The sequence below is a fragment of the Chryseobacterium sp. JM1 genome (assembly GCF_000737715.1).
In the GTDB taxonomy this organism is placed as follows: domain Bacteria; phylum Bacteroidota; class Bacteroidia; order Flavobacteriales; family Weeksellaceae; genus Chryseobacterium.
On the sequence record NZ_JPRN01000013.1, the window covers coordinates 25,500 to 49,244 of the forward strand.

Below are 23,745 nucleotides of genomic sequence, written 5' to 3' on the forward strand. Positions count from 1 at the left end.
TTTTGTATTAAATAATTCCTGCGATGGCCAGTAGCCGGATATGGCTGATTTTTAAATTGGTTTGTGCGGTGGTTAGATTAAATTTCGCCTCCAACAAGGCGTTTTCTGCTTCCAGAAGATCAGTCAGAAGGGATTCCTGATTGAGATAACTGTTTCTGATAACCCGAACGGTTTCGGTGGTTTTAGCGATGTTTTTTTCTGCCGTTTCTACGCTTTCCGATGCCTGTTGCTCTTGTAAATAGGCTTCTTTTACCTGAATGGAAATTTCATCCTTTTTGATATTGGCTTTTTCTTTGGCCTGACTGTTGGTGACCTGTGCGCGGGCAATGGTATGTTTGCTTTTGTATAGATTATCAACAGAAAACTGCACCATAATTCCTGTTTGGCCAAATCCCCATAAATCATTCGAGTAAGGATAAAATGAAATCTGCGGATAGGTATAATTATAATTGGAGTACAGGGAAACTTTAGGCAACAGAGTCGCTTTAATTTGTTTGATATTCATCTCACTTAATCTGATGTCGCTATTCACCATCTTATACTCTGGCGATTGATTGAGTGCTATATCTACGTAATCTTCGTAATGAGAATCTGTAATGGGATTCATTTCAAAACTGCTTTGATAGGGGATCTCAAGCTTTTCGTCATAACCGCGACCCATCAGGATGTTGAGACACTGTGTGGTAACAGCAATTTTCTTTTCAATATCGGAAAGGCTTAATTCCAGCTGTGACAATTTCACAGAGGTTCTCAGCACATCACTTTTTAAGACAATCCCGTTTTTGTGTAAACTTTCAATGAGTGACAGTTGTTTTTTCTCTGCAGCAACCTCTGCAGCAATAAAATCATGGAAGTTCAAAAACTTATACAGATCAAAATAAGCAACAGCAACATTGTATTTTACGCTGTTTTTTTGCAGATCAGCTTCATATTGCTTATGCGTTCTTTCCTCCTGCCTTATTTTGATATTTCTTCTGTCCTTACCACCATTGAAGAGATTGTAATTTAAGTTGTATCCTACGCCGTAGCCGTAGTTTTTTACAGGCACATCCTGTGGGGCTGAGAATAATCCGTTGTCGTAAATGAGGAATTTAGATTTGAGTTTTACGTCTCCAACTATTGAAAGTTCCGGAAGCAGACGGTCTTTGGCTTCCAGAATTTCTAATTGGCTTTGCTGAAGATTTAAATCCGATAATTTTAGCTGCCGGTTATGGGTTTCTGCGATTTTCCATAGGTCTTCCAAACCCAATTTACGGGCATTTTCTGTATCCTGAGCATTGAGTGATTGTGAGAATAACAGCAGTATAAGTCCCAAGATTGGAATTATTTTATATGGTTTCATGGATTTTCTTTTTATCAATGATTCTACATTCTCTTTTATTGAAGAGCCATTTTTTCACTATCTTTTTTAATTCATCGAAGACAATGGTTAAGTCCGTCATGGGCATGAACGGATAAGAGTAGTCAATCCGGTAGATATTATGTGCCTCATATTCTTCCACTGAGTGCGATACTGTATCATGACAAGGTTGGTCCTGTGCTCCGGGCTGGATGTCTTTATTCGGATGGATGGTGTTCTGTTTCATAATGACTGTATTATTTACACAGCAAAATTATTCATACGGGCAAAGTGTCTTTTTATATAATTAGCCTAATATTTGTTATATTTGGCCATATGGAAATTCTTAAGCAACTTATCGACAGTGTTGACCAGAATCCGGACTCTATTTTGGTCGTAAGGCAGCAAACCGAGCAGCGTTTGCCTTCCCATCAGCACGATAAGGCTCAGCTTCTATTGGTTTTTGGAGGAATAGCATACCTGCAGACAGACGAAAAGGATTTCTATATTCCGGCCCATCATTATATCTGGATCCCGAAAAATTATCCGCACAACCTAATGTTTAATACACAGGATCTGCATATTATCAATATCTATTTTCCGGGGAAAAGTCCCGGTGGTTTTTACGACGAAATGGGAATTTATCCGGTGAGTAAACTTTTATCTGAAATGCTTTCTTTCAGCGAAAAATGGCACGGCGATTATTACAGAGAATCGTGGGAATTCGAGTTTTTAACGACACTGAGAAATGTGTTGCCCAAAGAAAATCTCAAAAAGTTTTCGATCCAGCTTCCTACTACAGAAGATCAAAGGCTCAATGCTATTGTGGAGGGACTTCGAAATACACTTACTGAAAATCTTACTTTAGAAGAAACAGCAAAGCAATGGGGAATTAGCGTGAGAAGTTTGACCCGACTGTTTCAGACGAAACTTCATATCACCTTTATTCAGTATGTGAAAATGTTGAGGGTGATCCGGGCTATGGAACTGATCAAAGACAGCAACCTGAATATGACAGAGATTGCTTATGAAATAGGGTATTCCAATATATCTGCATTCAGCAATAATTTTTACCAGTTGACCAATATGAGACCCACTCAATTTAAGGCGATGTCTTCGTCATAAACAGATCTGGGAAGGGGAGTCTGTAAAGGTATTTGGTTATAATTCATCATAAATAAAATTGGACAACTTAAAAAATAAAAGATTTCCCGGCCCAGCATAATAGATTAATATACCGATGGAGTTTAGCTATCTTCTTTCTATTAAGTTGAGAGCAGAAATTCATTATGTTTGCAGGGTCAACTTTAAAGAAAAGATGAGTTAGGTCCTAAATATCGGAGATAGTGTAGAGATGAAATTAGGCTTATTATCTAAAGCTTGATTAGCATATTCCTGTTTGTTCTGCTTATTGGTTTAATTTATTATTATTTTTTGCTGTATTTATGTTTTTTATTAATAATTTTAAGTAATAATTAATGGTTTCGGCTTTATTTTTGAATGTTATTTTGTATTAGTACCCATACCGATGATAAAAAAATATTTTCTGCTCCTATTAGCGCTTATTTCTATATTGTCCTGCCATTCTGCCAGAAAAGATCAGGCAAATGAGTATTTTAGGACCACTGTTGAAGATATATTTTATAAACCGTATAAAAGAAATGAAATAATTGCGATTAAAAATAGAGAATTGGCAAAATATAAAAAGACAGGTGATCGCAAGTATTTGATCGCAAGTAGGTATGTGGAACTTTTTGAAAATAGAGAGGGAATGGAAGTAGAACAAATTCCCCACACTTATGATCTTTTGCTTTTTAATAATGACGAATATGATTTTATCACCATACGGCTTAATTATATGCTTGCTAACCAGTTTGAAAAATACTCCCCCCAAATTTCAAAAGAATTTCTGAATAAAGCCACTGTCTTATCTGAGAACACTAAAGAAAAATTTTCTCTGCCTCTTGTTTATGCTTTCAAAGGTGCATTATATTATAGAGCGAAAAATTACCAGGAAGCTATAGTCTATTATAAAAAGGGGCTTGAAAAGTTTTCTTCAAACCATAAAAATTTGGTATTGATTTCCTCAATGCATAATAATATAGGATTGGCCTATGAAAATATGGGGAAACTGGATCTTGCTGTGAAAGAAATGCAGATGTGCGTACAGATTTTAGAACGCATAAAAAATCGCAATACAGCACAGCAGGATTTTCTGGTCAATGTAAAAGCAAATATTGGATTTTGTTATTACAAATTAAAAAAGTATGATCTCGCAGAATCTCTTCTGCTTGAGGAATTTGATTTTAATAAAAATAAAAATAAGAATGATTTTACTGACGAAGATGCAGAGAATATAGTAGAACTGTTTAATTTATATCATGATACGGAGCAAAATGCCAAGATGCAGGAATTAATGAATTACGGGATGTCGATAGAATCTGAAATGAAAAATATTCCGGGTAAAATTCTGATTAATGAAATGTTTCAGTCTTATTATCTTAAAACCAATGATCGTGAGAAGCTGGAGAAGGTCAGTAAAAGACTGATTGAGCTTCATGCCGCAGATGATAGACAAAAACAAAAAGAATTCAACGAGGTTTCAGGCATCATGAGTAAGTATATCATCAAAGAACTTAATTTAAAACAAAAGGTTGCCATGGACCACCAAAAATTTAATAATAAGCTTGCGATGGCAGCAGCAGGTATTTTTATTATTATTCTTGGATGGACTATATACTTTATCCGAAATTCCAGTAAAAGAGAAAAAGAACTTGCAGAAAAAGAAAAAATAATTCTGATCAAAAATAAGAGAATCCTTGAGCAGGATGTCAAAGAGCAGGAAGAAAAGATCACAAGGATGCATCTTAATCTCAACCTTAAAGTAGAAACCGAAAGAACATTTTTAGAGTACATAAAGAAAATAAAAAAAACTAAAAATGGAGATTCTGAGCAGACCATTAATGAACTTTTTATAAGAATCAATAATCTGATCCAGATTGATAAAAGTAATATTGACTTGGTCAGTGAAAGCTCTGCTGAAAACAGACAGCTCATCAAAAAACTTTCCGCAGAATTCCCTGATCTTACCAATAATGAGATCAAATTTTGTATTTACTATAAACTGGACCTGTCTTCCAAAGAAATTGCTATTTTGGAAAACATTACGGAAGGAAGCGCCCGGGTGTACAAAACCAAGATAAAAGCCAAGATGAACATTGGAAAAGAAGCCAACTTAAACCTGTTTTTGAAAAATATGTAAACAATGAATCTCATCACTATTCTGCAGTGCATATTGTTTTTTCGGGAATACGGACAGCGGAAATTTGTACTTTTAGCTCATTTGTAAAGCAACAAGGATTGTAAAAAATGGCATCAATTACAAAAATTAAAACATATCATTTTCTCCCAGACAAATATGGTTCGGAACTGTTATTGGATATTGGACGTATTGAAACACTGAAAAATTATGTGCTGGATACCACGTTACACCAGCTTAGTTTCTACGAAATTCTTTTTATTGAAGAGGGAACGGGTACTATTACATTGGACGAAAACAAGATCGTAATAGCTCCGGGAACTGTGGTTTTTACAAGTCCGGGACAGGTGCGGTGTTGGGAAATTGAAGAAAAGGTAAAGGGCTATACGCTGTTTTTTGAAAAAGATTTTCTCCATCTTTTTTTCTCGGATGAACTGTTCCTGTATCGGTTTCAATATTTCCATCAATATTCAAGGCCTAGCCAGATGCAGCTATCCGGCGTATCATTTGAAAAATGTCTGGAACTTTTAGAGGGTATACAACAGGAGTTTGGCCAGCTCCAAAATGATAGCAGCCATTTGATCAGATCACTTCTGTATCAGTTATTGGTCATTCTCAATCGATTTTATGCAGGTGTGCATAATGTTCAGAGAGATACCTATGTTCATTCAGATTTTTACAGATTCCGGTCTTTGCTGGAAAAGAAATTTGTGGAGGATCGAAGTGTTGAAGGGTATTCTAAAATGTTGAATGTGAGCCCAGGATTTCTTAATAAAATCTGCAGACAATTTAGCGGATTATCCGCCCAGCAAATGATTCATTACAAACTGATTTCAGAAATAAAGAAACAACTGTATCAAAACAAATCCGCAAAAGAAATTGCCTACGAGTTTGGATTTTCAGACCCATCTAATTTTAACCGTTTCTTTAAAAAACTTACGGGTACCACACCACAACAATATCGGAAGAAGATCTAATTGACCATTTTAAAGATATAATGACCATTTTTGGAGGATAGGAATATTCTAATTTTACAAAAAAAATAGGATATGATAAAATACACATTTAGTCTTCTATTGTTCGTCATGAGCGTACTGTTGGTACAGGCAGAACAGCTATACGTGAATCCTCAGACTGGCAACGACACCAATTCCGGATTAAAGACACATCCGTTAAAGACCCTTCTGGAGGCCGCGAAGCGCGTCAATTTAAACAAAGAACAGAGCCCAACTACAATTATCCTTTCAGAAGGTATACATCTTTTAACGCAAACTGTCATGTTCACCAATGATAAGTATACCCTTACAAACCGTCTTGTCATTCGTGCAGAGATTATGCCTGATGATGCGAACTGGACACCTCAAAAAATGCCGGTTGTAGTAACAGCAGTACCGCTTATGCCAGGCGTGGGCGGAGAAGAAGCGAAAGGAATACAGCCGGAGGTGAGCCATGTAACCATTGAAGGTTTACGATTTTCCGGCAGCCCGGATTACTCATATATAGATGGTGATAATCTGCGCCGTTCCTATCCGATATGGCGTGACGGAAAAAAATTGGATGATCTGCTCGTAACACAATGTCTGTTTGCCGGAGATAGGGATGTATTGCCTTTGCACGTGGGAGTTATAGCTAATGGTTATGGTTTGGTTATCGATCATTGTGTCTTCTTCAACTGCAAAAATCCGGTTGTTTTCTGGAAAACCGACGGAGGGACAGGCAGCCGTAATGCCATGCGTTATTCACTGGTATATGGCAGTTATTTCAGTGGGGTCTGGACAACGCAAAGTACGGATGGAGACTATTTCGATTTTCATCATAACATCATCGCAAACAGCAATACGGTATGGATAAGAGAAAAAGGAAGTACACGCCGCTACAAAGCGTCTGATTCCCTTTTTGCCGGCTTTACCAATCTGGCAGGATATGGAAGTGGTCCGTTAAGTGGTGATGCTGCCACTTCAACTGATTTTCTGACCATGAAAAACGTGCAAACTACCGGAACTGTAAACATTGAAAAAGACCAGAGTAAGCGTAATTATCTGCAATTGGCAGAAGGTTCGATAGGTTCAAACATAAAGGCAGGGCTTTTCAAAAAGAATCAGTAACTGTAAATTTAAAATAATGAAAAAGAGATAAATTAGGGTGTAGTTCATTTCAATAGGAAAAGAGGATCTTCTGCATGAAGGTCCTCTTTTCTTGACTTTAGAGAAATGAATTAATGACCTGAGGATTTTGAAAATACATTGATTACAACAACACCTGATACAATTAATAGCATTCCTAAAAGGGCAGGAGTATCTAATTTCTGTTTAAATATCACTACAGAAACTATTGCGGTAAGCACAATTCCTAAGCCTGCCCAAATGGCATAGGCAATACCCAAAGGAATAGATTTTAAAGCCTGAGAAAAAAGAAAGAAACAGGCACTGAAAGCGATTACGGTTATAATGCTTGGGATCAATTTTGAAAAACCATTCGATTTTGATAAAAAGCTGGAACCTACTACTTCAAAGCAAATTGCCAGTCCTAAAAATAAATACTTCATTTCTTAGTTTGTTTTTTCGGCCAAATCAGCGACGAATATTTTAATATTTAATAAGGCAAAGGTCGATCACAATTTGAACGCTTTTTTTGATGTAAATCAAAATCACTTATGGTTTTTTGAATTGGGTTAAATGTTTCTTTATGTAGTTGAATAAATCTATGGATTCGTCACATCCAGTGTGAAGCTTCCTACACCCACCGGCGCAAGGCCATTGACGGCTTCAATAACTTGAGCAGCACCGGAAGCAGTGAATCCGCCGTACAGTTCAATCAGTCCAAAGCCGGATTCCGCAAGTTCTGCAGCAACTTTAGCTCCTGTAGCTTCGTCCGGGACAGGAATGAAGGTCGTGTGCTGAGGATCGAATGCCTTCTCGAAACGGTCGCGGCCAGGATCACTGCCACTTTCCAGAATAATAAATGCTTCGCGGGGCGGATTGCCTTCGTGGAATGAGGTGCTGAAATGGGCAGCTAATACCAATGATTCGAATCCGAAAGTAACCGAACTCACCCTAGCCCGATTGCCGATTGCTTCGCTAACCTTCGCTCTCCAGGTGGGAGAAATAGCACCGCAGAGTTCAATAAGTTCTGCGCCTTCATCCACCAGTGCTATAGCGGCAGAAAGAGATTCTGAAGGATCACCGATCGCCACAATGGTGAGCCGACCCGATGCGCTTTCACGGACAAATCTGGTTTTGTCAGGCTCTGCACCATAACCTTCATAAATAATAGCTTTGTTGAGGCTAACCGTACTTTCTTTTTCCTCTGTACTTAATTTTTTGTTTTGCATATCTTTATTTATGGATGCAAAGTTGGTGGGAAATAAGGATGAATTTTTTGATGTACATCAAAACAATCGATCAGGATTTTCTGATTCTGCTCAGCGTTTCCTGCGTGATACCCAGAAAAGAGGCAATATGTCCAAGATTGATACGCTGCTGCAGGTATGGCATTTGAATAATCAGGTTTCGATATCGTTCTGTAGCCGTTTCGAAGTGCAATGAATTAATTCTTTCTTCAAGAATAACACAGAGTTCTTCCGCGATTTTTCTACCAATCAGATTAAGTTCGGGGTATGTTTTGTATAAATTCTCTAAATCATCAACTGAAATAGAATATACTTCGGAATCCTCCAGAAACTGAATGTTTTCGGGAGAAGGTTTGTTAGCGTACATCGGCATTATCGCTCCGAAAATCTGGTTTTCTGCCCCAAACCAAACATTAATCTCCTTTTCATTCCGGTAAATATAAGATCTGATAATCCCTTTATTCAATACAAAATAGCTGGCCAGAATTTGTCCCTGTTTCAGCAGGTGGCTGTTTTTCTTTTTCTGAAAATGTTTCGTTTTCTGCTCAATTGCTTTTTCAGCTTCAGTGGTAATCGGGCCGTATTTTTTGAGTTGTTGAATCAGTGGGTTCATGGCTTCTTATGATCAATATCAGACATATTATACATACATCCAATTTAAATTTTTTTACTAAGAAATGCAAGAGGATAAATACGCACTATTGTACCATAATATCAGCCTTATCCTTCAAGAAATTTCACAGATATGATGAAGTGGGAAAGTGGAAGAAAAGCCCCGGATAATAGGGTCTGGCAACATATAGAGCAGTTTTTCGTGGATATTTATTTGATTTTAATGGCGTTCAGTAAAAGAAGCTTTCAATATTTTGTAGTATATTTGCAGCCTATTTTTAATGGTATCTAAAAAGGTTAAAAAGGGCATTAGGTGCCCGAATGTAATCCACCCACCATCTCCGCTGAAAAAACTAATTCCATTAGAAGGCTAATGGAACTTTTTTATGGAAAAAAGTCACGGATACAGGATGTAAATTTTGGAGGATCAATTTCAAAACATGATAGCAAGTTTTTTTTAACATTAAGAAATTAAGATCATAAGTTATGAGGTGCTTAAACAACTTAAAGAAAAATCAATTTATTGATTTCTTCATTGATAAGAATAAGCATTATGCTTAAATCCTTAATGTTTGAAATTAAGAAATAAACTAAAGTTTATTGAGGTTAAGAAAATGATGATCAATTTTAAACAGACTTTTATAGGTTTAAATGTACTTACTTCACTCCCCAAGTTTGGAGATTGATCTATTTTTGGAGATCAGAATGTCGGCTGATTAATCAGGTAAATAAAATAACCGCTTAGTCAAATCAATATAATTGATTCCCTCTTTGCATCCTTAAAATATGCACTATGAGAATAAAATTTTGCGTTAAAAAAGCGTTTTGTTTTATAAATCTATAACCATAAGTTGTTCCTTTTGTTTGACTGCGTCGAATCTTTGATTTCAAGACAAAAGAACATATAACACACACCTTACAAAATCACGCCAAAAGAAATGCATCCAACTGGATGTATAAGAATAATCTTATGATAAGATTCTAATAGATTGACGATTAAATCGAATGGTATAGAAGGAAAGGAGAAAAGAATGAAGACCAATTTTAAACACATATTAGCTCAGAAATCTATTTATATAGCGGCTTTATCGGCCTGTTTCATTGCGGTAGCTGCATTTGCAATTCTGAGCTTCCTCATTACCCGTGACAGCCGGAAAAACAATGAAGGATTTGCTAAGAAAACCTTTTTTCAGAAATATGAAACGCTGGAAAAAGAATTTAGAAATATAGAAGAATACCAGTACCTGCTGCGTGCCCTGATTCAGAAAGACGGCTTGAAAAACTACAAAGAATATTCTTCCGTCCTGAATAATATGAACCGGAAAGAAAATCTAATGCCCTACAGCTGGTATTCCTACTACGATGCCGTTTCCGGGAAATCTGTTAGCAACAGTAATCTATCTGATGTGCTCACAAAAAAATCGGTAGAGGCAAGGTATACCAAAATTGAAAACAACAGATCCGGACATTTCAGAGATTTCCTCACCACACGCAAGGACACCACTTATTGGGTAAGTTATGATTCGCTGGTGCTGCCAAAGAAAAATATCCTGTATTATGGTTCTGCGGTAAGCCTGAACGATCTTCACGAGTATTTTTCCAATATTGACAAAAGCCTGAACAATTATGCCTATGTTTTCACCAAAGAAGGCATTTGCATTTCCCATCCCGAAAAGAAATATCTGGGAAGAAATATTTTTGATTTTACGGATGTTCAGCCCAAAGATACCATATGCAGTACAACAAAATCCGGCTACACAGAAGGAACCGGGATTTCAGAGTATTTTGATTTGGAAATAACCCGTTTCATAAAACCATTGAAGACGGATAATTTTGATGGTTATGCAGTCGTCAATCACGTCAATTTCCTGATCGATGAAAGTGTCAGCAATACGAAAATGTACACCGTATATATTTTCCTGGCGGCTTTATTCCTGATCGTGACCGTTTTTATCCTGTTTCAGAGGGCGGCCAATATAGCCTATCAGGAAAAAGAAAAGATACAGTCCGAGAAAAACCTGCTGTTGGTTGAGAATGAGAAAATGCATAGGGTAGAAGCCCTGCACCAGCTTCAGCAGCTTAAAAATAACATCAATCCGCATTTCCTTTTCAACTCATTAAACTCTCTTTACATGCTCATTGGGATCAATAAAGACAATGCCCAGCGGTTTACGATGAATCTCTCCAAGATCTACAGGTATCTTATCGTACCGCCTCAGGAAAACATCGTTCTGGTAGCGCAGGAAATTAAGTTCATCCAGCAGTATATGGAGCTTCTGAAAAGCAGGTTTGATGAAGAACTCACCTTTGATCTGATCATCCATAATCCCAAAAGTCTGGAAAAACGCATTCCTTATCTGTCTCTTCAAATGGTGGTAGAAAATGCCATCAAGCACAATATTGCCACCATAGATCATCCGTTGGACATTCTCATCACCGTGGAAGACGAAGGAATCATCGTGAAGAATACCAGGCAGCCCAAAACGGATGAAGATGTACAGGGAGCCAAATTCGGAATTGATTATTTGAATCAGGTTTATGATTTTTTTAAAAAGAATTCTGTTAATATTTCCGTAGATGGTGAATATTTCATATGCATTTTACCATTATTAGAATAAAAAATGAAATCCATTCACTCCCGAAATACGTCCTCTCACTCCCTAACGCTGTTGATATTATTTCTTTCCGTATAGTTTTGCGGGCTGAAACTGAGATATCTAATAATTTGGAATGAATCGGACTATGGTAATGAAGAACTACAGACTTGCATTGTACTTAGGACTGGCATTAGCCTCACCGGCAGTACTGGCACAGAAAAAAGACACTTTAAAAACAGATAAAGAAAAATCGGAGAAAACAGATACTTCATCAAAAAAAGCAAAGAAAATTGATGATCTGATTAAAAAAGGAACTTATAAAAAAGGCCTTTTCAATACCATCCAGGTGAAGACCGATGTGTATTTTGAAATCCCGGACAGCCTGATGGGACGTCAGTTTTTGGTGGTCAATAAACTGTCTCAGGTACCGATGCAGGTGAATGAAGCGGGGCTGAACAAAGGAATGAACTACGAAAACAAAGTCATTTCCTTTCACCGCGATGCAGTAGCCAAAAAGGTGTGGGTAAAAACTGTGGTTCCACAGGTATCATCACCTAAAAATGATGTGATCACCAAATCTGTGAAAGACAATTTCTCAGAATCTGTGATTGAGGTTTTTGATATTGAAGCCCAGAACAGCGACTCTACGTCTGTAGCCATTAAAGTGAATAAGATTTTTGACGGAAATCAGAAAAGCTTTAATGATGTTTTGGCTAATGTAGGTCTTGGAGGATCTGTGAAATCCAATCTTTCCTACATCGAAGGGGTGAAAACTTTTCCTCAAAACCTGGTCGTGAAATCCCAGCTGACGACATCCGTGAATGAAGGTGGTGTAGATCTGCCGGTAACCCTTGGAGTAACGACCAATCTGGTGTTGCTTTCCAAAGAACCGATGCAGCCGAGAATTGGAGATGCAAGAGTTGGATTTTTCAGTGAAAAACATTGGGCATTCAACGACCGTCAGCAGAAAATGGATGAAAAACAGTTCATCACCAGATGGCGTTTGGAACCTAAAGATGAAGATAAAGAAAAGTATTTGAAAGGCGAACTGGTAGAACCCAAAAAGCCGATTATTTATTATATAGACCCTGCAACGCCTATCCAGTGGCGCGAGAAGATTATTGCAGGTGTTTTCGACTGGCAGGCCGCTTTTGAAAAGGCAGGTTTTAAAAACGCAGTTATTGCAAAAATGCCAGATGAAAACGATAAAGACTTTGATATTGATGATGTAAGATATTCGGTGATTACTTACGTGGCTTCCCCAAAATCGAATGCGATGGGACCTTCCGTAGTAGATCCGAGAAGCGGTGAAATCATTGAATCGGATATCATCTGGTGGCACAATGTGATGACTTCTCTTCAGGAATGGATGAGAATTCAGACCGGACCAATAGATGAAAAAGCACGTGGAAATGTATTCAGCGATGAGCATATGGGCGAGGCGATTCGTTTTGTATCGTCACATGAAGTGGGACATACCTTCGGATTGAAACACAATATGGGATCTTCCTTTGCTTTTCCAGTAGAATCTCTTCGTTCAAAAGAGTTTACAGATAAAATGGGGGGTACTGCACCTTCCATTATGGATTATGCGCGATACAATTACGTAGCACAGCCGGAAGACGGAGTAACTGCGATTACTCCAAAGATCGGAATTTACGATAAACATGCTATTGAATGGGGTTACCGTTGGTATCCTGATGCAGCATCAGAGAAAAAAGCGCTAAGGGATTTAATAGAAAAGCATGAAAATGATCCATTGTATTTCTATGGCGAACAGCAGAGCTATCTGGAAACCATCGATCCGCGTTCACAGTCTGAGGATTTGGGAGATGATGCGATGAAGGCCAGCGAGTACGGAATGAAAAACTTAAGAATCGTTGTAGACAACCTTCTGAAGTGGACTTATGAAGACGGAAAAACGTACACGGATGCAGGGAAATTGTATATGGGCGCTATCGGGCAGTGGGATCTGTACACAGGCCATGTTATGGCGAATGTAGGAGGGATTTATCTGGATAATACAGTGTTCGGCAGCAAGAAAAAAGCTTATGAAGCTGTACCTGCAGAAATTCAGAAAAGAGCGGTGGATTATTTGGTTAAAAACTCCATCAACCTTCCGGAATGGTTGTTTTTCAACCCGATTACGGAGAAAACGTATTCTGTGAAAAACTCCCCGATGGGACCATTTGAGCAGACGCCGTACACCTTAGCAAGAGGAATGCAGTATGCCAATATCTATTCCCTTCTGATGGACGACAGACTTCTGAGAATGATTGAAAATCAGTTAAAAAACGAAGTTTCAGGTTCGAAGGAAGAAATCTACACCGTGGAAGATTTATTCGACCAGCTTCGTGGATCGGTTTTCAGTAAAAAAGGAAGCCTGACGATTCTTGAAAAGATGACGCAGAAAAATTATGTAGATGCCTTGATTGTTTCCGTGAATAAATTGTTTGAAAAAACGGCAGTGAAAGCCTTAAAGGTGGAAAATACACTGAACATTCCGATGATCTGTAATTTCCATGAAGAAGACCACGGTCTGAGGAATATCAACTACTCATCGATGAAAAGAGTATCTGAAGTCACTACCTACAAAAGGGCGGAACTACAGAAAATATTGAACTTATTAAATAAAAGTAAGAATAAAGGAGATGAAGCTTCCAGGGCTCATTATGCAGACTTGATCATCCGAATAAAAGAGGCTTTAAATAAATAATCAGCTATGAAAAAAACTCTAATACTTTTACCTCTTTTGGCGGCTCAGATTGCATTGGCCCAGGAAAAGAAAACCATTACCGGAAAAATAGAAGACGGAAATACAACGACAGTGATTTCCGGGGCTACGGTGAAGATAGAAACCCAGTCCGTTTCTACAAAAACAGATCTGGTAGGCATTATTGAAAGTGTATCTGTAGGAACAGTAACCGACAGTAACGGAAAATTTATTCTGGAAATTCCTGCAGACACCAAGTCTGTACTGGTGAGTTATCCGGGCTATGAGTCCAGGGTAATTCAGATCAGTGAAGGACAGACCAATTATACGGTAAGACTGATTCCTGAGGTTTCAGACAAAAATAAAATTCAGGAGGTCATCATTACCGGATATCAGAAAATTGAAAAACGTAAGCAGACTTCAGCCGTTACTACGGTGAAGATGGATAATATCAACCAGGCTGGTGTTGCAAGTGTAGACCAGATGATGGCAGGACAGATCGCTGGAGTAGTGGTGACGCCTGAAACCGGAGCTCCCGGAAGTCCTGCAAAAATCAGAATCAGAGGAACAGCTTCTCTTTCAGGTCCGCAGGATCCGCTTTGGGTAGTGGATGGTCTTCCTTTAGAGGGAAATGATGTTCCCAACTTTAGCGATAAAGACAATATAGACCAGCTTCAGAATTTTTCTATTGCAGGTTTAAACCCTAATGATATTGAGGATATCACCATTTTAAAAGATGCTGCGGCGACTGCTATTTATGGAGCCAGAGCAGCCAACGGGGTGATCTCTATTACTACCAAAAAAGGAAAAAAAGGAAGCATGAGAATCAATTTCTCAGCGGATACTTTTGTAACCTCCCGCCCGGATTTTGATAAGCTTAATCTTCTGAATGCTTCTGAAAAAGTAGACCTGGAATTAATGCTTGCCAGCCGTGCAGATCTAACCTACCGTGCAGACAAAGGGGAAGTGATGAGAATTTTAACGAAAAACGGACAGCTGGATGCGTACAGAAGCGGAGGTCTGGGCGCGTTGAATTCATTCACCCGTCAGCAGTTGGATGGATTAAGAAACAATAGCACAGACTGGGGAAAATTATTGTACAGAAATGCCATCAATAAGCAGTATGGATTAAGTGTTTCTGGAGGAAGTGACCGTTCAGACTACTATTTCTCTTTGGGATATTATGACGAGCAGGGAACAACAATCGGAACAGGTTTCGAACGTTATAACCTGACGTTAAAAAACAATTATAAACTAAGTGATAAGTTAAATGCAGGAATCTCTATTTTCGGGACCAACAGTGAACGTACATCGTTTGTAACGGATGCTGATGCTTCTATTAACCCTATCAATTATTCAAGAAATGCCAATCCTTATCTGAGCCCCTACAATGCAGACGGAAGCTACAGATATGATCAGGATATCGATGGTTTGAGAGATGCCTATGTGCCTTTCAACTTCCTGGAAGAAAGGGAAAATACAAACTATACCCTAAAAAACCGTTCAATAAAAGGGATATTGGATTTAGAATATAAAATCACCAAAGACCTGAAGATTACGTCTCAGTTCGGGATGCAGTATGACAGCAATAAGACAGAAAAATTTGCCGCTGAAAATACATATTCCACCCGAAAGATGAAAGAGGGAACGCGCTATTATAAAGATGGAGCATTCCGTTATTTCCTTCCTGCCGGAGGGGTAAAACAAAACTGGGATAATGAATTTTTCCAGTACAACTGGAAATTACAGGCAGCCTACAGTACAAAAATCAATTCAAAACATGAAATTGATTTGATGGCCGGATCAGAAATCCGAAGAACTAATGACAATACAACACTGACCAGAGCTTTTGGGTATAACAGCATGACAAGAACCGGGACACCTATCGTTTTCCCAAGTTCAAATTTTGCCGGAGATAAGAAATATGAAACCTACCGTGAAATGGCACCTGTTGAAAATGCCTATGCATCCATGTTTGCAACGGCTTCCTATACTTTCGACCAGAAATATACATTCTTCGGAAGTGTGAGATATGACGGAACCAATTTATTCGGGGTGAATAAAAAATACAAATACCTGCCGATATGGGCCGTTTCAGGTTCATGGCTGGTAACGAAGGAAAACTTCATGAAGGACCTTACGGCTATTTCTAACCTTAGATTAAGAGCTTCTTACGGTCTGCAGGGAAATATAGACCGTAACACGTCACCGTTCTTTATCGGTGAATACAAGGAAACTACTATTCTTCCGGGAAATAAAGAGAATATCATTAACGTAATCAGTCCTCCAAACGATAAACTTCGTTGGGAAAAAACTACCAACGTTAACTTTGGTCTTGATCTGGGAATGCTGAAGAACCGCGTGAACCTTACCGCAGATATCTACAGCAGAAAAGGAACGGATATGATCAGTATGAAAGAAACGCCACTCGAAACCGGGTTTGAATATACGATGATGAACTGGGGAAGCTTGACCAACAAAGGTTTCGAACTGGCGCTATCTACAAGAAATATCGATAACGAGAATTTCAAATGGAATACCACCATCAACTTTGCGCACAACAAGAGCAATGTATTGAGCGAGCAGCCTCGTAATAACGCGTTGCTTCCTTCCAGAGAAGGTCTTCCTGTGAATGCTGTATTTGCTTTAAAAACAGCCGGAATGGATGAGAACGGAAATCCGATGTTCTGGAAAGGAAATGAAAAGGTAAAAGCAGAAGAATTTTTCAAACTGTACGATGTATATGCAGACTTCCTTCCGGGGCAGCTTGTGGATACTAAACTTTCCAACGAGGAACTGAGAAATCTCTTCACGTATGTAGGAGACAGAGATCCAAAATTTACCGGAGGTATCATCAATACATTCAAAATACACAGCTTTGATCTGACGGTTTCCGCCGCTTTCAATTTTAAACAGACGGTGATGAGAACGCCTTCTTACCGTGGAATGGATCTGGACAGAGGAAGAAATTATACCAAAGATATCTACGAAGCAGGAACTACACTTCCGGGAATCACCAGTGCGGATATGGAAAGCAATCCGGGATGGATGGCCAATAAATGGTTTGCGGACAACCGTTCCAATGCCTACAGTCTGCTTGATGTATGGGCAAAAGAGATCAGCTATGTAAGAATCAGCAGCATCCGTTTGGGATATACACTGCCTAAAGAATTTACCAGTCCTATGGGAATCAGCAGTCTGAGACTGAGCGTTGAGGGACGTAACCTTTTTGTATTCAGTAACGGGTACAAAGGCTATTTTGATCCGGAAACCTATGGTAATATTTATGCACAGCCCATTGCCAAGTCAGTAACAGTAGGATTTAATGTTTCTTTTTAAAACTTGAAAAAAATGAGAAAAATTACAACATTCATTGCGATCGCAGCCTTAAGCTTTTCCAGTATCGGATGTGACCGTTTTTTAGATATTCAGCCTGAAGGGAAAATTATCCCGATGAACGCAGAGGATTACCGCAAAGTGCTTACATCAGCCTATTCTCAATATCCGGTACACAAATCTTTGACCGCTCTGAGAACAGATGAGCTGACGATAGATGAAACCCTGAATGAATTTAATGTCTACCGCGAAATAGCGATGTGGAAAGATTCCAACAACGATCAGGCCACAGCCGAGTTTCCATGGGTAGCTTTTTATTCCGTAAATTTTTATCTGAATCAGGTCATCAACGAAGGAAGCAAGACCATGGCAGACTCTCCTGAAAAGAATCAGATTCTGGCAGAAGCTTATGCGCTTCGTGCATACTTATATTTTGATTTGGTTAATTTGTACGGAAAGCCTTATAACAGTGCAACAGCCGCAACAGACAGAGGAGTGCCGATCAGCCTTGAAATTGATCTTGAGCAGGTATTGAAACCTTCTTCTGTGCAAGCAGTATACGATCAGGTGCATGCAGATATGGCAAAGGCAGAAGGACTAATGGTAGAGGAGAAGCAGCCGGCCGGAATCAATTACAGATTTTCAAAGACAGCTCTGAAGGCATTTCAGGCGAGAACCGCTCTTTATCAAAACGATTGGAACAAGGCCTTAAGCTATGCACAACAGGTAATTGCAGTGAAAGGAGAATTAAGCAATCTGAATACAACACCTACTGCGCCTAATCATTATGCTTCGGTAGAATCTATTTTAGCTTTGGATAATGCCCTGAATATTGCCGTGCAGAACGTATCTTATGCTTCCCCGGAACTGACTTCAAAATATAATACTACAACAGATAAAAGATTTAGTCTTTATTTTGAAAAGAACGGCAGCAAATACAAAGTGATCAAAGGAGGAACTACAGATTTCAGAGTGTCTTTCAGAACTGCGGAAATGTATTTTATACAGGCTGAGGCATTATTAAAACTGAACAGATTGGCTGAGGCTAAAGAAGCCATCCTAAAAGTTCTGAAGAACAGATACACACCTGACGGATATCTCACAGTTCAAAACCAGATCAATCCAATGAATACTTCAGATTTCATGAATTTTATTCTTGAGGAAAGGTTCAGAGAATTTGCTCTGGAAGGTCACCGCTGGATGGATTTAAGAAGAGCAGATCAGAAAAAAATCATTCATAATGTGAATGGTACAGACTATATTCTTCAGCAGAATGATGTGAGATATACCATAGAATTTCCAATGAGTGCTAAGAAGAATAACCCTCTTTTATAAACATTCATATTAACAACCCCTGAAACCGCTTGAACTTAATAGTTTTAGCGGTTTTTTTGTACTTTTGTAATGTTATGAAAATTGCCATTATAGAAGACGAATTGCTGGCTGTGAATTATCTCAGAAACCTGTTGGACCGGCAAAGCATCGTTCCTGTGACGGAGATGGTGATTCTGCGTTCAAAAAAACAGGCCATAGACCTCTTCGAAAACCATTCAGCGGATCTTATCTTTATGGATATTCATCTCGGAGACGGGATGAGTCTGGAGATCTTTGAATCTGTGGAACTGTTCACGCCCATTATTTTCATAACCGCTTTTGACGAATATGCCATGAGAGTATTCAGGCATTTCACGATAGATTATCTTCTGAAGCCTTTTGAGGAAGAGGATTTGCATAAAGCATTACAGAAATTCATTTCCATCCGGTCTAATTACGACCCCGAACCTGTCCTTAAATCGATGTCGTCATTACGCCAGGCGGATAGCCCTGATGTGATGAAACGTTTTATGGTACGTGACGGGAATAAACTGAAATCTATAGACGAAGACCATGCAGCCTATTTTTTCGCTTCCGGAAAATACCTTTTTCTGACAACAACGGACAACCAGACCTATATTTATGATGATACCATTAAAGACGTCATCCATAAACTGAACCCACAACTTTTCTTTAAAATCAACCGCAAATTTATCATCAATAAAAATGCAATTGTGGAGATCATCAAACATTCCAGCCAGAAAGTAGAACTGAAACTGTCACCTGCCCCTGAAATCAATTCAGATGTATTCATCAGCAAAAGACAGATCACGGAATGTTTAAGCTGGCTGAAAAGCTGATGGATTCTTATGAAAAATTGTATGGACACCAAGGCAAAAAAACATCCTGTGATGGATCAGAATGTTATCAATAAATATGCGGTTAAGTTCGAAAATAAAACGATGAGCTGGGAAGGATTCCGGGGAAAGAAAAACAGTAAAATCATAGATACCAATCATTATTGTTTAACCTGTTTTTTAATCTATTGGAACTCAGCATCACAAATCAACGATTCATTGCTGCAGGATATTAATGCAGCTTTGTCGGATCCTGCCTTAGAAATTGAAAGTGATACGGCGACAGTAGATATCATCATGTGTAATCATCTGGTAGATTTTTATGATCGTCAGGGCTATGTAAACAGTATACCTTTGAAGGATTTCAAGGAAATTGTAACCTTATGGAGAGATTTTCTGACTACCCGTCCTCTGAACGGCGCAAAAATTTACTTTACCTTCTTTGGATTCTCGTTCTGATTTTTTTGTGATTCTTTAGCCAGGCTAATCTGATCATCATATTTTGACGTGTAAGTTTAAAATATCAATCAAAATCCTGGATTTCCATACGCTACTCTTGGCTAGGAATGAAATTTATCTATCTTAGTAGTTCCTGTAACGTAATTCCGGACACATTGTATTTTTATGTCAAAACGCATCTGTTTTATAGTTTTTTCTATTCGGATTCACGGGAAATGTAAAAAGTTTGGTATCATACAGAAATAAACAGCCTATGAAAAATCCAGATCAGGTAAATCCTTACCAATCGACGGTAAAAAAAACAGATTTTGGAATATTGACAACCCTAGTGTCAGAAGCCGGTGTTTCTACGCATGGAAGTGTTTCTTTCGGAGATAAAACCCTTTCAGCCAACTACGTTTATGATAGAATAGGAACCTATCAATTGGTCTACACCATCATCGATACAGACGGAAATACAGAAAGTTTTGCAGAAGATAATGGGATTTTGCCCACATTATTTTTAAGTCCGGCCCAGGAAAATTATGTTTCGTTTGTTCCTTATCATCCCGATAAAGAAATGGAGATCAGTGTTCCGGTTTTTAACCGTGACAGTACAGAAATACCAAAGGGAAACAGACCTTTTACCGGAAAATTCATAGGAACGATCAATCAGTTTTCCATCTTTCATGAGGCAGATATCTGGTCTGAAACGAAGCCTGACAAAATGCTTTCCATCGAATTTAAAAACGATGCGATCAAAAAGAAGCACAACATTAAAATAGACCTTCCGAGGAATAATAAAATATTCATCAATAATGGGGAGATTCATTTATTGGCTAATGATAAAAAAGGTTGGCTGCACAGACAGATTGATGAGTTGGGAAATGTAATACGTGAAAGGTTTATTAATCCCAATAAAGAATGGTTTTGGGAAATACTCAGTCTGTCCTTTGAGGAAAATTCATACATTCTTTGTGAAGAAGAGGGAACAATATCGGTTGAGGTGATCACACCGGATCTTCAGTGTACGACTAAAGATATCGCGGATATAGACAATGAATTTTTCAATACCTGGCAGCCTGTAAAAATTGCTGAAGATACTTTTACCGCGAACTTCAACGGAGAATTCGGAAACGGCTGGTTCACAATAAAAAATGATAAATTGTTGGAATTATTTTACAGCAAAAATGAAAAAGGCTACAGAAATATATTGACCGATGAGGTTTTGCCCATGGAGAAGGAAGATATGATTATTTCAAGCATCAATAAAACTGGGGAAGGGAGTTATGCCGTTATTTTTTATCCATTGGATGACCGGAAGACGAAAAATAAAGAGTTGCTTATTTTGAACCGGAAGATTAAATAATTTCAACCGAAAAAAAATTAACATAAACACTTTAAAATACAAAACTTAAACAGGTTTTCTGTAAGATAATCTAATTTAAATTTCCTATTATCTGTAATTCGTTAATTCATAGTATTTTATTGTCTCAAATTGATCCTGTGTTTTCCCCTGAATTCAATCGTAGAATTACGACAATTTTCCAAAAAACAGCTAATTCATTTGCCTGTGATTTTTTTATGTGATAAATTTCAAAACCAAACCACAGAAAAAACTTATGAAAAAAAACCGAATTGATCTAAAGCTATTACTGATAAGTAGTTAAGGCAGAGTTTATTCGAGAAAAGCTCTGATAGAACCATCTCAGAACAATCAAAACTGTACTTGCAAAAGGAGACCGATGCTGAGTACCGGTTGTTTATATGAGCAGAATGGTCTCATTTCTCTTAAGGAAGAAATTCCGTTTTCACATCCACACTACCGAAAAAAAGTATACTATGTTTCAAGAAGGAAAGAATCTGTCCAAGAAGGGACTAGATTCAGCTAAAATAGATATAGCCGACAACATTCAGGACGTTGTAAAAAATAAGGATTCACAAAAAGCCGTGTCACAGATAAAAACAGTGAGTGATACAGCGCAAAATTTTATGAATCAGCCTTTTATGCAAAATACTCCGACTGTTATAGAGAATAAAGTATGGGCAAAGCAGCCCACCTCCAATATCTTCAATGCCCAGGCCATCCCTGAAAGTGCCATTGCAGGAATCAACAGAGTCGTGAAACTTGAAATTTTTGTTGAAGGAAAACCAATCAAATTTTTCAAACACTTTAAGCTGACCCAAAGTGCCGTTAAACACCATGAATTTAATCTGACGCTTGCCCACGATACCCTCGGAAGCGCCGAAAACCATAACCTGGAAGAAGCCCAAAGCTTTCTGGGAAAAAGAATCACTGTCGTCTTCAAATACAAAGATGTAGAAGACGGACCTGAAAGAAACTTCGTCGGTGTTATTACCGAAGTAGGATTCGATCAGGATAACGGAAGCCTTGGAAATGTCATTCTTACAGGCTACAGCCCAACGATCCTGCTGGATTCTGCTCCCCATACCCAAAGTTTTGGAGGCAAGCAGGAAATCAGCCTCAACAATATTGCAGATCATGTCATCAAAGAAGGTTTAGGAGCCAGTAAATTTGATGTCCGGGTAGATGCGCAGTATGGGAATATTTCTTACAGTTCCCAGTATCATGAGACCCATTACAATTATCTGGCAAGAATGGCAGAAGCCTATGGAGAACAGTTTTTCTATGATGGAGAAGTTCTGCATTTCGGAAAACTGCCCCCTCAGCAAAAACCGGTAAAGCTTACGTACGGAAGCAATGTAGCTGATGTGAAAATTAAGATGTTAGCTCAACATGTGAAGCCTTCTTTTTACGGATATAACAGCAGTAAAAACGAAAAACTCACAGCCGGAGCTTCAAAAATAAACCATACCTCAGATATTGCGAGGCGTGCTTACGAAATTTCAGAAAAGACGTTTATCACTCCATCATTAAGCATAGCTCCTATAAAGGCTTCAAAAGTAATGGATATTGATGTTTCCCAAAAAGGCGCTGCCGGAAGCAATTCAGTAGATGTATTCACCACTTCCGGAACCACTTCCGTACCGTTTTTATATCCGGGATGTACGGCAGATATCGAAATGCGTAAACCGGATACCAATGAAACTTCCTATTTTACAAAACTGATGATGACGGAAGTAAGACATGAAGTAGACGCACGAGGATATTATACAGGATCTTTTGACGCGATTGCTGCAGATACCGGTTTTATGCCGAGACCTCAGTTCAATTATCCAAAAGCAGAACCTCAGTTTGCAAAGATCATTTCCAACACGGATCCATTAAACCAGGGAAGGGTACAGGTACAGTTCGACTGGCAAAACGGTCCCGATACGACAGAATTTATCAGGGTCATGACTCCCGATGGAGGAAGCAGCGATAAAGTAAGTAAAAACCGTGGATTTATGGCCATTCCGGAAGTAGATGATCAAATTATGGTCAATTTTGTTCACCAGCATCCTGACCGTCCTTTTGTGATGGGCGGAATGTTTCACGGTGGTGCCGGAGGCGGAGGCGGACAGGGCAATAATATCAAAAGCCTCAGCAGTAAAAGCGGACATATCGTAAGCCTTGATGATGCCGGTGCGATCACCATTAAAGATAAATCAGGCGGCAACATCATAACGGTAGACGGAACCAATACCATTTCCGCAGTAGCCAGTAAGAAAATTTCTTTGGACAACGGAAAATCATCCATTGTCATTGAGGATGAAACCATTACGATTCATGCTAAAAATATTCATGTGGTAGGCGAAACCATTGTGTCTATGGGAAGTGGTAAAGCGGGAGTAGAGCTGAGTTCGAAAGAAAATGTAGCAGCCGTAAGCGGAGTGACAGTCACTGCATCCGGAAGCAAAGAAGTTCAAATCACAGGAAAAGAGACAAGCATCAGCGGAGCTAAGGTTTCAATGAATGGAGATGGGGAGACTATCATTACAGGAGGTTTGGTTAAACTGAATTCTTAAT

At 38.6% G+C, this 23,745-nt stretch carries 18 protein-coding genes; 13 read left to right on the forward strand and 5 right to left on the reverse strand.

Annotation, left to right across the window (positions count from 1 at the left end):
• Nucleotides 1–7: 7 nt before the first annotated feature.
• Nucleotides 8–1,342 (reverse strand): TolC family protein, encoded by a 1,335-nt coding sequence (locus tag IW22_RS18695; protein ID WP_034729579.1) that lies wholly within the window; start codon nt 1,340–1,342, stop codon nt 8–10.
• Nucleotides 1,329–1,586, reverse strand: coding sequence for a hypothetical protein (locus IW22_RS18700; RefSeq protein WP_034729581.1), 258 nt, complete (start codon nt 1,584–1,586; stop codon nt 1,329–1,331). Before IW22_RS18700 ends, IW22_RS18695 begins: the two co-directional genes overlap by 14 nt.
• A gap of 89 nt (nt 1,587–1,675) precedes the next feature.
• On the opposite strand from IW22_RS18700, the gene IW22_RS18705 reads away from it, so the two are divergent.
• From IW22_RS18705 to IW22_RS18720, 4 genes are all read left to right on the forward strand, one after another.
• Nucleotides 1,676–2,464 (forward strand): helix-turn-helix transcriptional regulator, encoded by a 789-nt coding sequence (locus IW22_RS18705; protein ID WP_034729584.1) that lies wholly within the window; start codon nt 1,676–1,678, stop codon nt 2,462–2,464.
• A 646-nt stretch (nt 2,465–3,110) separates the two neighbouring features.
• On the forward strand, nt 3,111–4,601 hold the full coding sequence (locus IW22_RS18710; RefSeq protein WP_165571908.1) for a tetratricopeptide repeat protein: 1,491 nt from the start codon (nt 3,111–3,113) through the stop codon (nt 4,599–4,601).
• A 107-nt stretch (nt 4,602–4,708) separates the two neighbouring features.
• Nucleotides 4,709–5,575 (forward strand): helix-turn-helix domain-containing protein, encoded by an 867-nt coding sequence (locus IW22_RS18715; protein WP_034729589.1) that lies wholly within the window; start codon nt 4,709–4,711, stop codon nt 5,573–5,575.
• Nucleotides 5,576–5,647: 72 nt separating this feature from the next.
• Nucleotides 5,648–6,703: a hypothetical protein gene (locus IW22_RS18720; protein WP_051891305.1), complete on the forward strand. Its 1,056-nt coding sequence runs from the start codon at nt 5,648–5,650 to the stop codon at nt 6,701–6,703.
• Nucleotides 6,704–6,813: 110 nt separating this feature from the next.
• Here the strand turns inward: IW22_RS18720 and IW22_RS18725 are convergent, their stop codons facing one another.
• The 3 genes from IW22_RS18725 to IW22_RS18735 all read right to left on the reverse strand — a co-directional run bounded on the left by IW22_RS18725 (nt 6,814) and on the right by IW22_RS18735 (nt 8,560).
• On the reverse strand, nt 6,814–7,143 hold the full coding sequence (locus IW22_RS18725) for a DMT family transporter (RefSeq protein ID WP_034729591.1): 330 nt from the start codon (nt 7,141–7,143) through the stop codon (nt 6,814–6,816).
• A gap of 156 nt (nt 7,144–7,299) precedes the next feature.
• Nucleotides 7,300–7,929 (reverse strand): DUF6506 family protein, encoded by a 630-nt coding sequence (locus tag IW22_RS18730; RefSeq protein WP_034729594.1) that lies wholly within the window; start codon nt 7,927–7,929, stop codon nt 7,300–7,302.
• 70 nt (nt 7,930–7,999) lie between these two features.
• Nucleotides 8,000–8,560 (reverse strand): Crp/Fnr family transcriptional regulator, encoded by a 561-nt coding sequence (locus IW22_RS18735; RefSeq protein WP_034729597.1) that lies wholly within the window; start codon nt 8,558–8,560, stop codon nt 8,000–8,002.
• A gap of 132 nt (nt 8,561–8,692) precedes the next feature.
• On the opposite strand from IW22_RS18735, the gene IW22_RS24470 reads away from it, so the two are divergent.
• The 9 genes from IW22_RS24470 (at nt 8,693) to IW22_RS18775 (ending at nt 23,744) form a co-directional block, all read left to right on the forward strand.
• Nucleotides 8,693–8,851: a hypothetical protein gene (locus IW22_RS24470; protein WP_165571909.1), complete on the forward strand. Its 159-nt coding sequence runs from the start codon at nt 8,693–8,695 to the stop codon at nt 8,849–8,851.
• Between the two features lie 739 nt (nt 8,852–9,590).
• Nucleotides 9,591–11,177 (forward strand): histidine kinase, encoded by a 1,587-nt coding sequence (locus IW22_RS18740; protein WP_034729769.1) that lies wholly within the window; start codon nt 9,591–9,593, stop codon nt 11,175–11,177.
• 112 nt (nt 11,178–11,289) lie between these two features.
• Entirely contained in the window at nt 11,290–13,872 is a 2,583-nt protein-coding gene (locus IW22_RS18745; protein WP_034729600.1) for a zinc-dependent metalloprotease, read from the forward strand.
• Nucleotides 13,873–13,878: 6 nt separating this feature from the next.
• Complete coding sequence (locus IW22_RS18750; RefSeq protein ID WP_034729603.1) at nt 13,879–17,208, forward strand: SusC/RagA family TonB-linked outer membrane protein; 3,330 nt, start codon at nt 13,879–13,881, stop codon at nt 17,206–17,208.
• A gap of 12 nt (nt 17,209–17,220) precedes the next feature.
• Complete coding sequence (locus IW22_RS18755) at nt 17,221–18,540, forward strand: RagB/SusD family nutrient uptake outer membrane protein (protein ID WP_034729606.1); 1,320 nt, start codon at nt 17,221–17,223, stop codon at nt 18,538–18,540.
• 74 nt (nt 18,541–18,614) lie between these two features.
• Nucleotides 18,615–19,379 carry a LytR/AlgR family response regulator transcription factor gene (locus tag IW22_RS18760; protein WP_034729608.1) on the forward strand — a complete coding sequence of 255 codons (765 nt, stop codon included), beginning with the start codon at nt 18,615–18,617 and terminating at the stop codon, nt 19,377–19,379.
• A 21-nt stretch (nt 19,380–19,400) separates the two neighbouring features.
• The gene (locus IW22_RS18765) at nt 19,401–19,835 is read left to right on the forward strand and encodes a hypothetical protein (RefSeq protein WP_034729610.1); all 435 of its coding nucleotides are present in this window, start codon (nt 19,401–19,403) and stop codon (nt 19,833–19,835) included.
• Between the two features lie 253 nt (nt 19,836–20,088).
• Nucleotides 20,089–21,183, forward strand: a complete 1,095-nt coding sequence (locus IW22_RS18770) for a hypothetical protein (RefSeq protein WP_051891314.1) — start codon at nt 20,089–20,091, stop codon at nt 21,181–21,183.
• 473 nt (nt 21,184–21,656) lie between these two features.
• The gene (locus IW22_RS18775; RefSeq protein WP_051891306.1) at nt 21,657–23,744 is read left to right on the forward strand and encodes a type VI secretion system Vgr family protein; all 2,088 of its coding nucleotides are present in this window, start codon (nt 21,657–21,659) and stop codon (nt 23,742–23,744) included.
• The last annotated feature ends 1 nt before the right edge of the window (nt 23,745 follow it).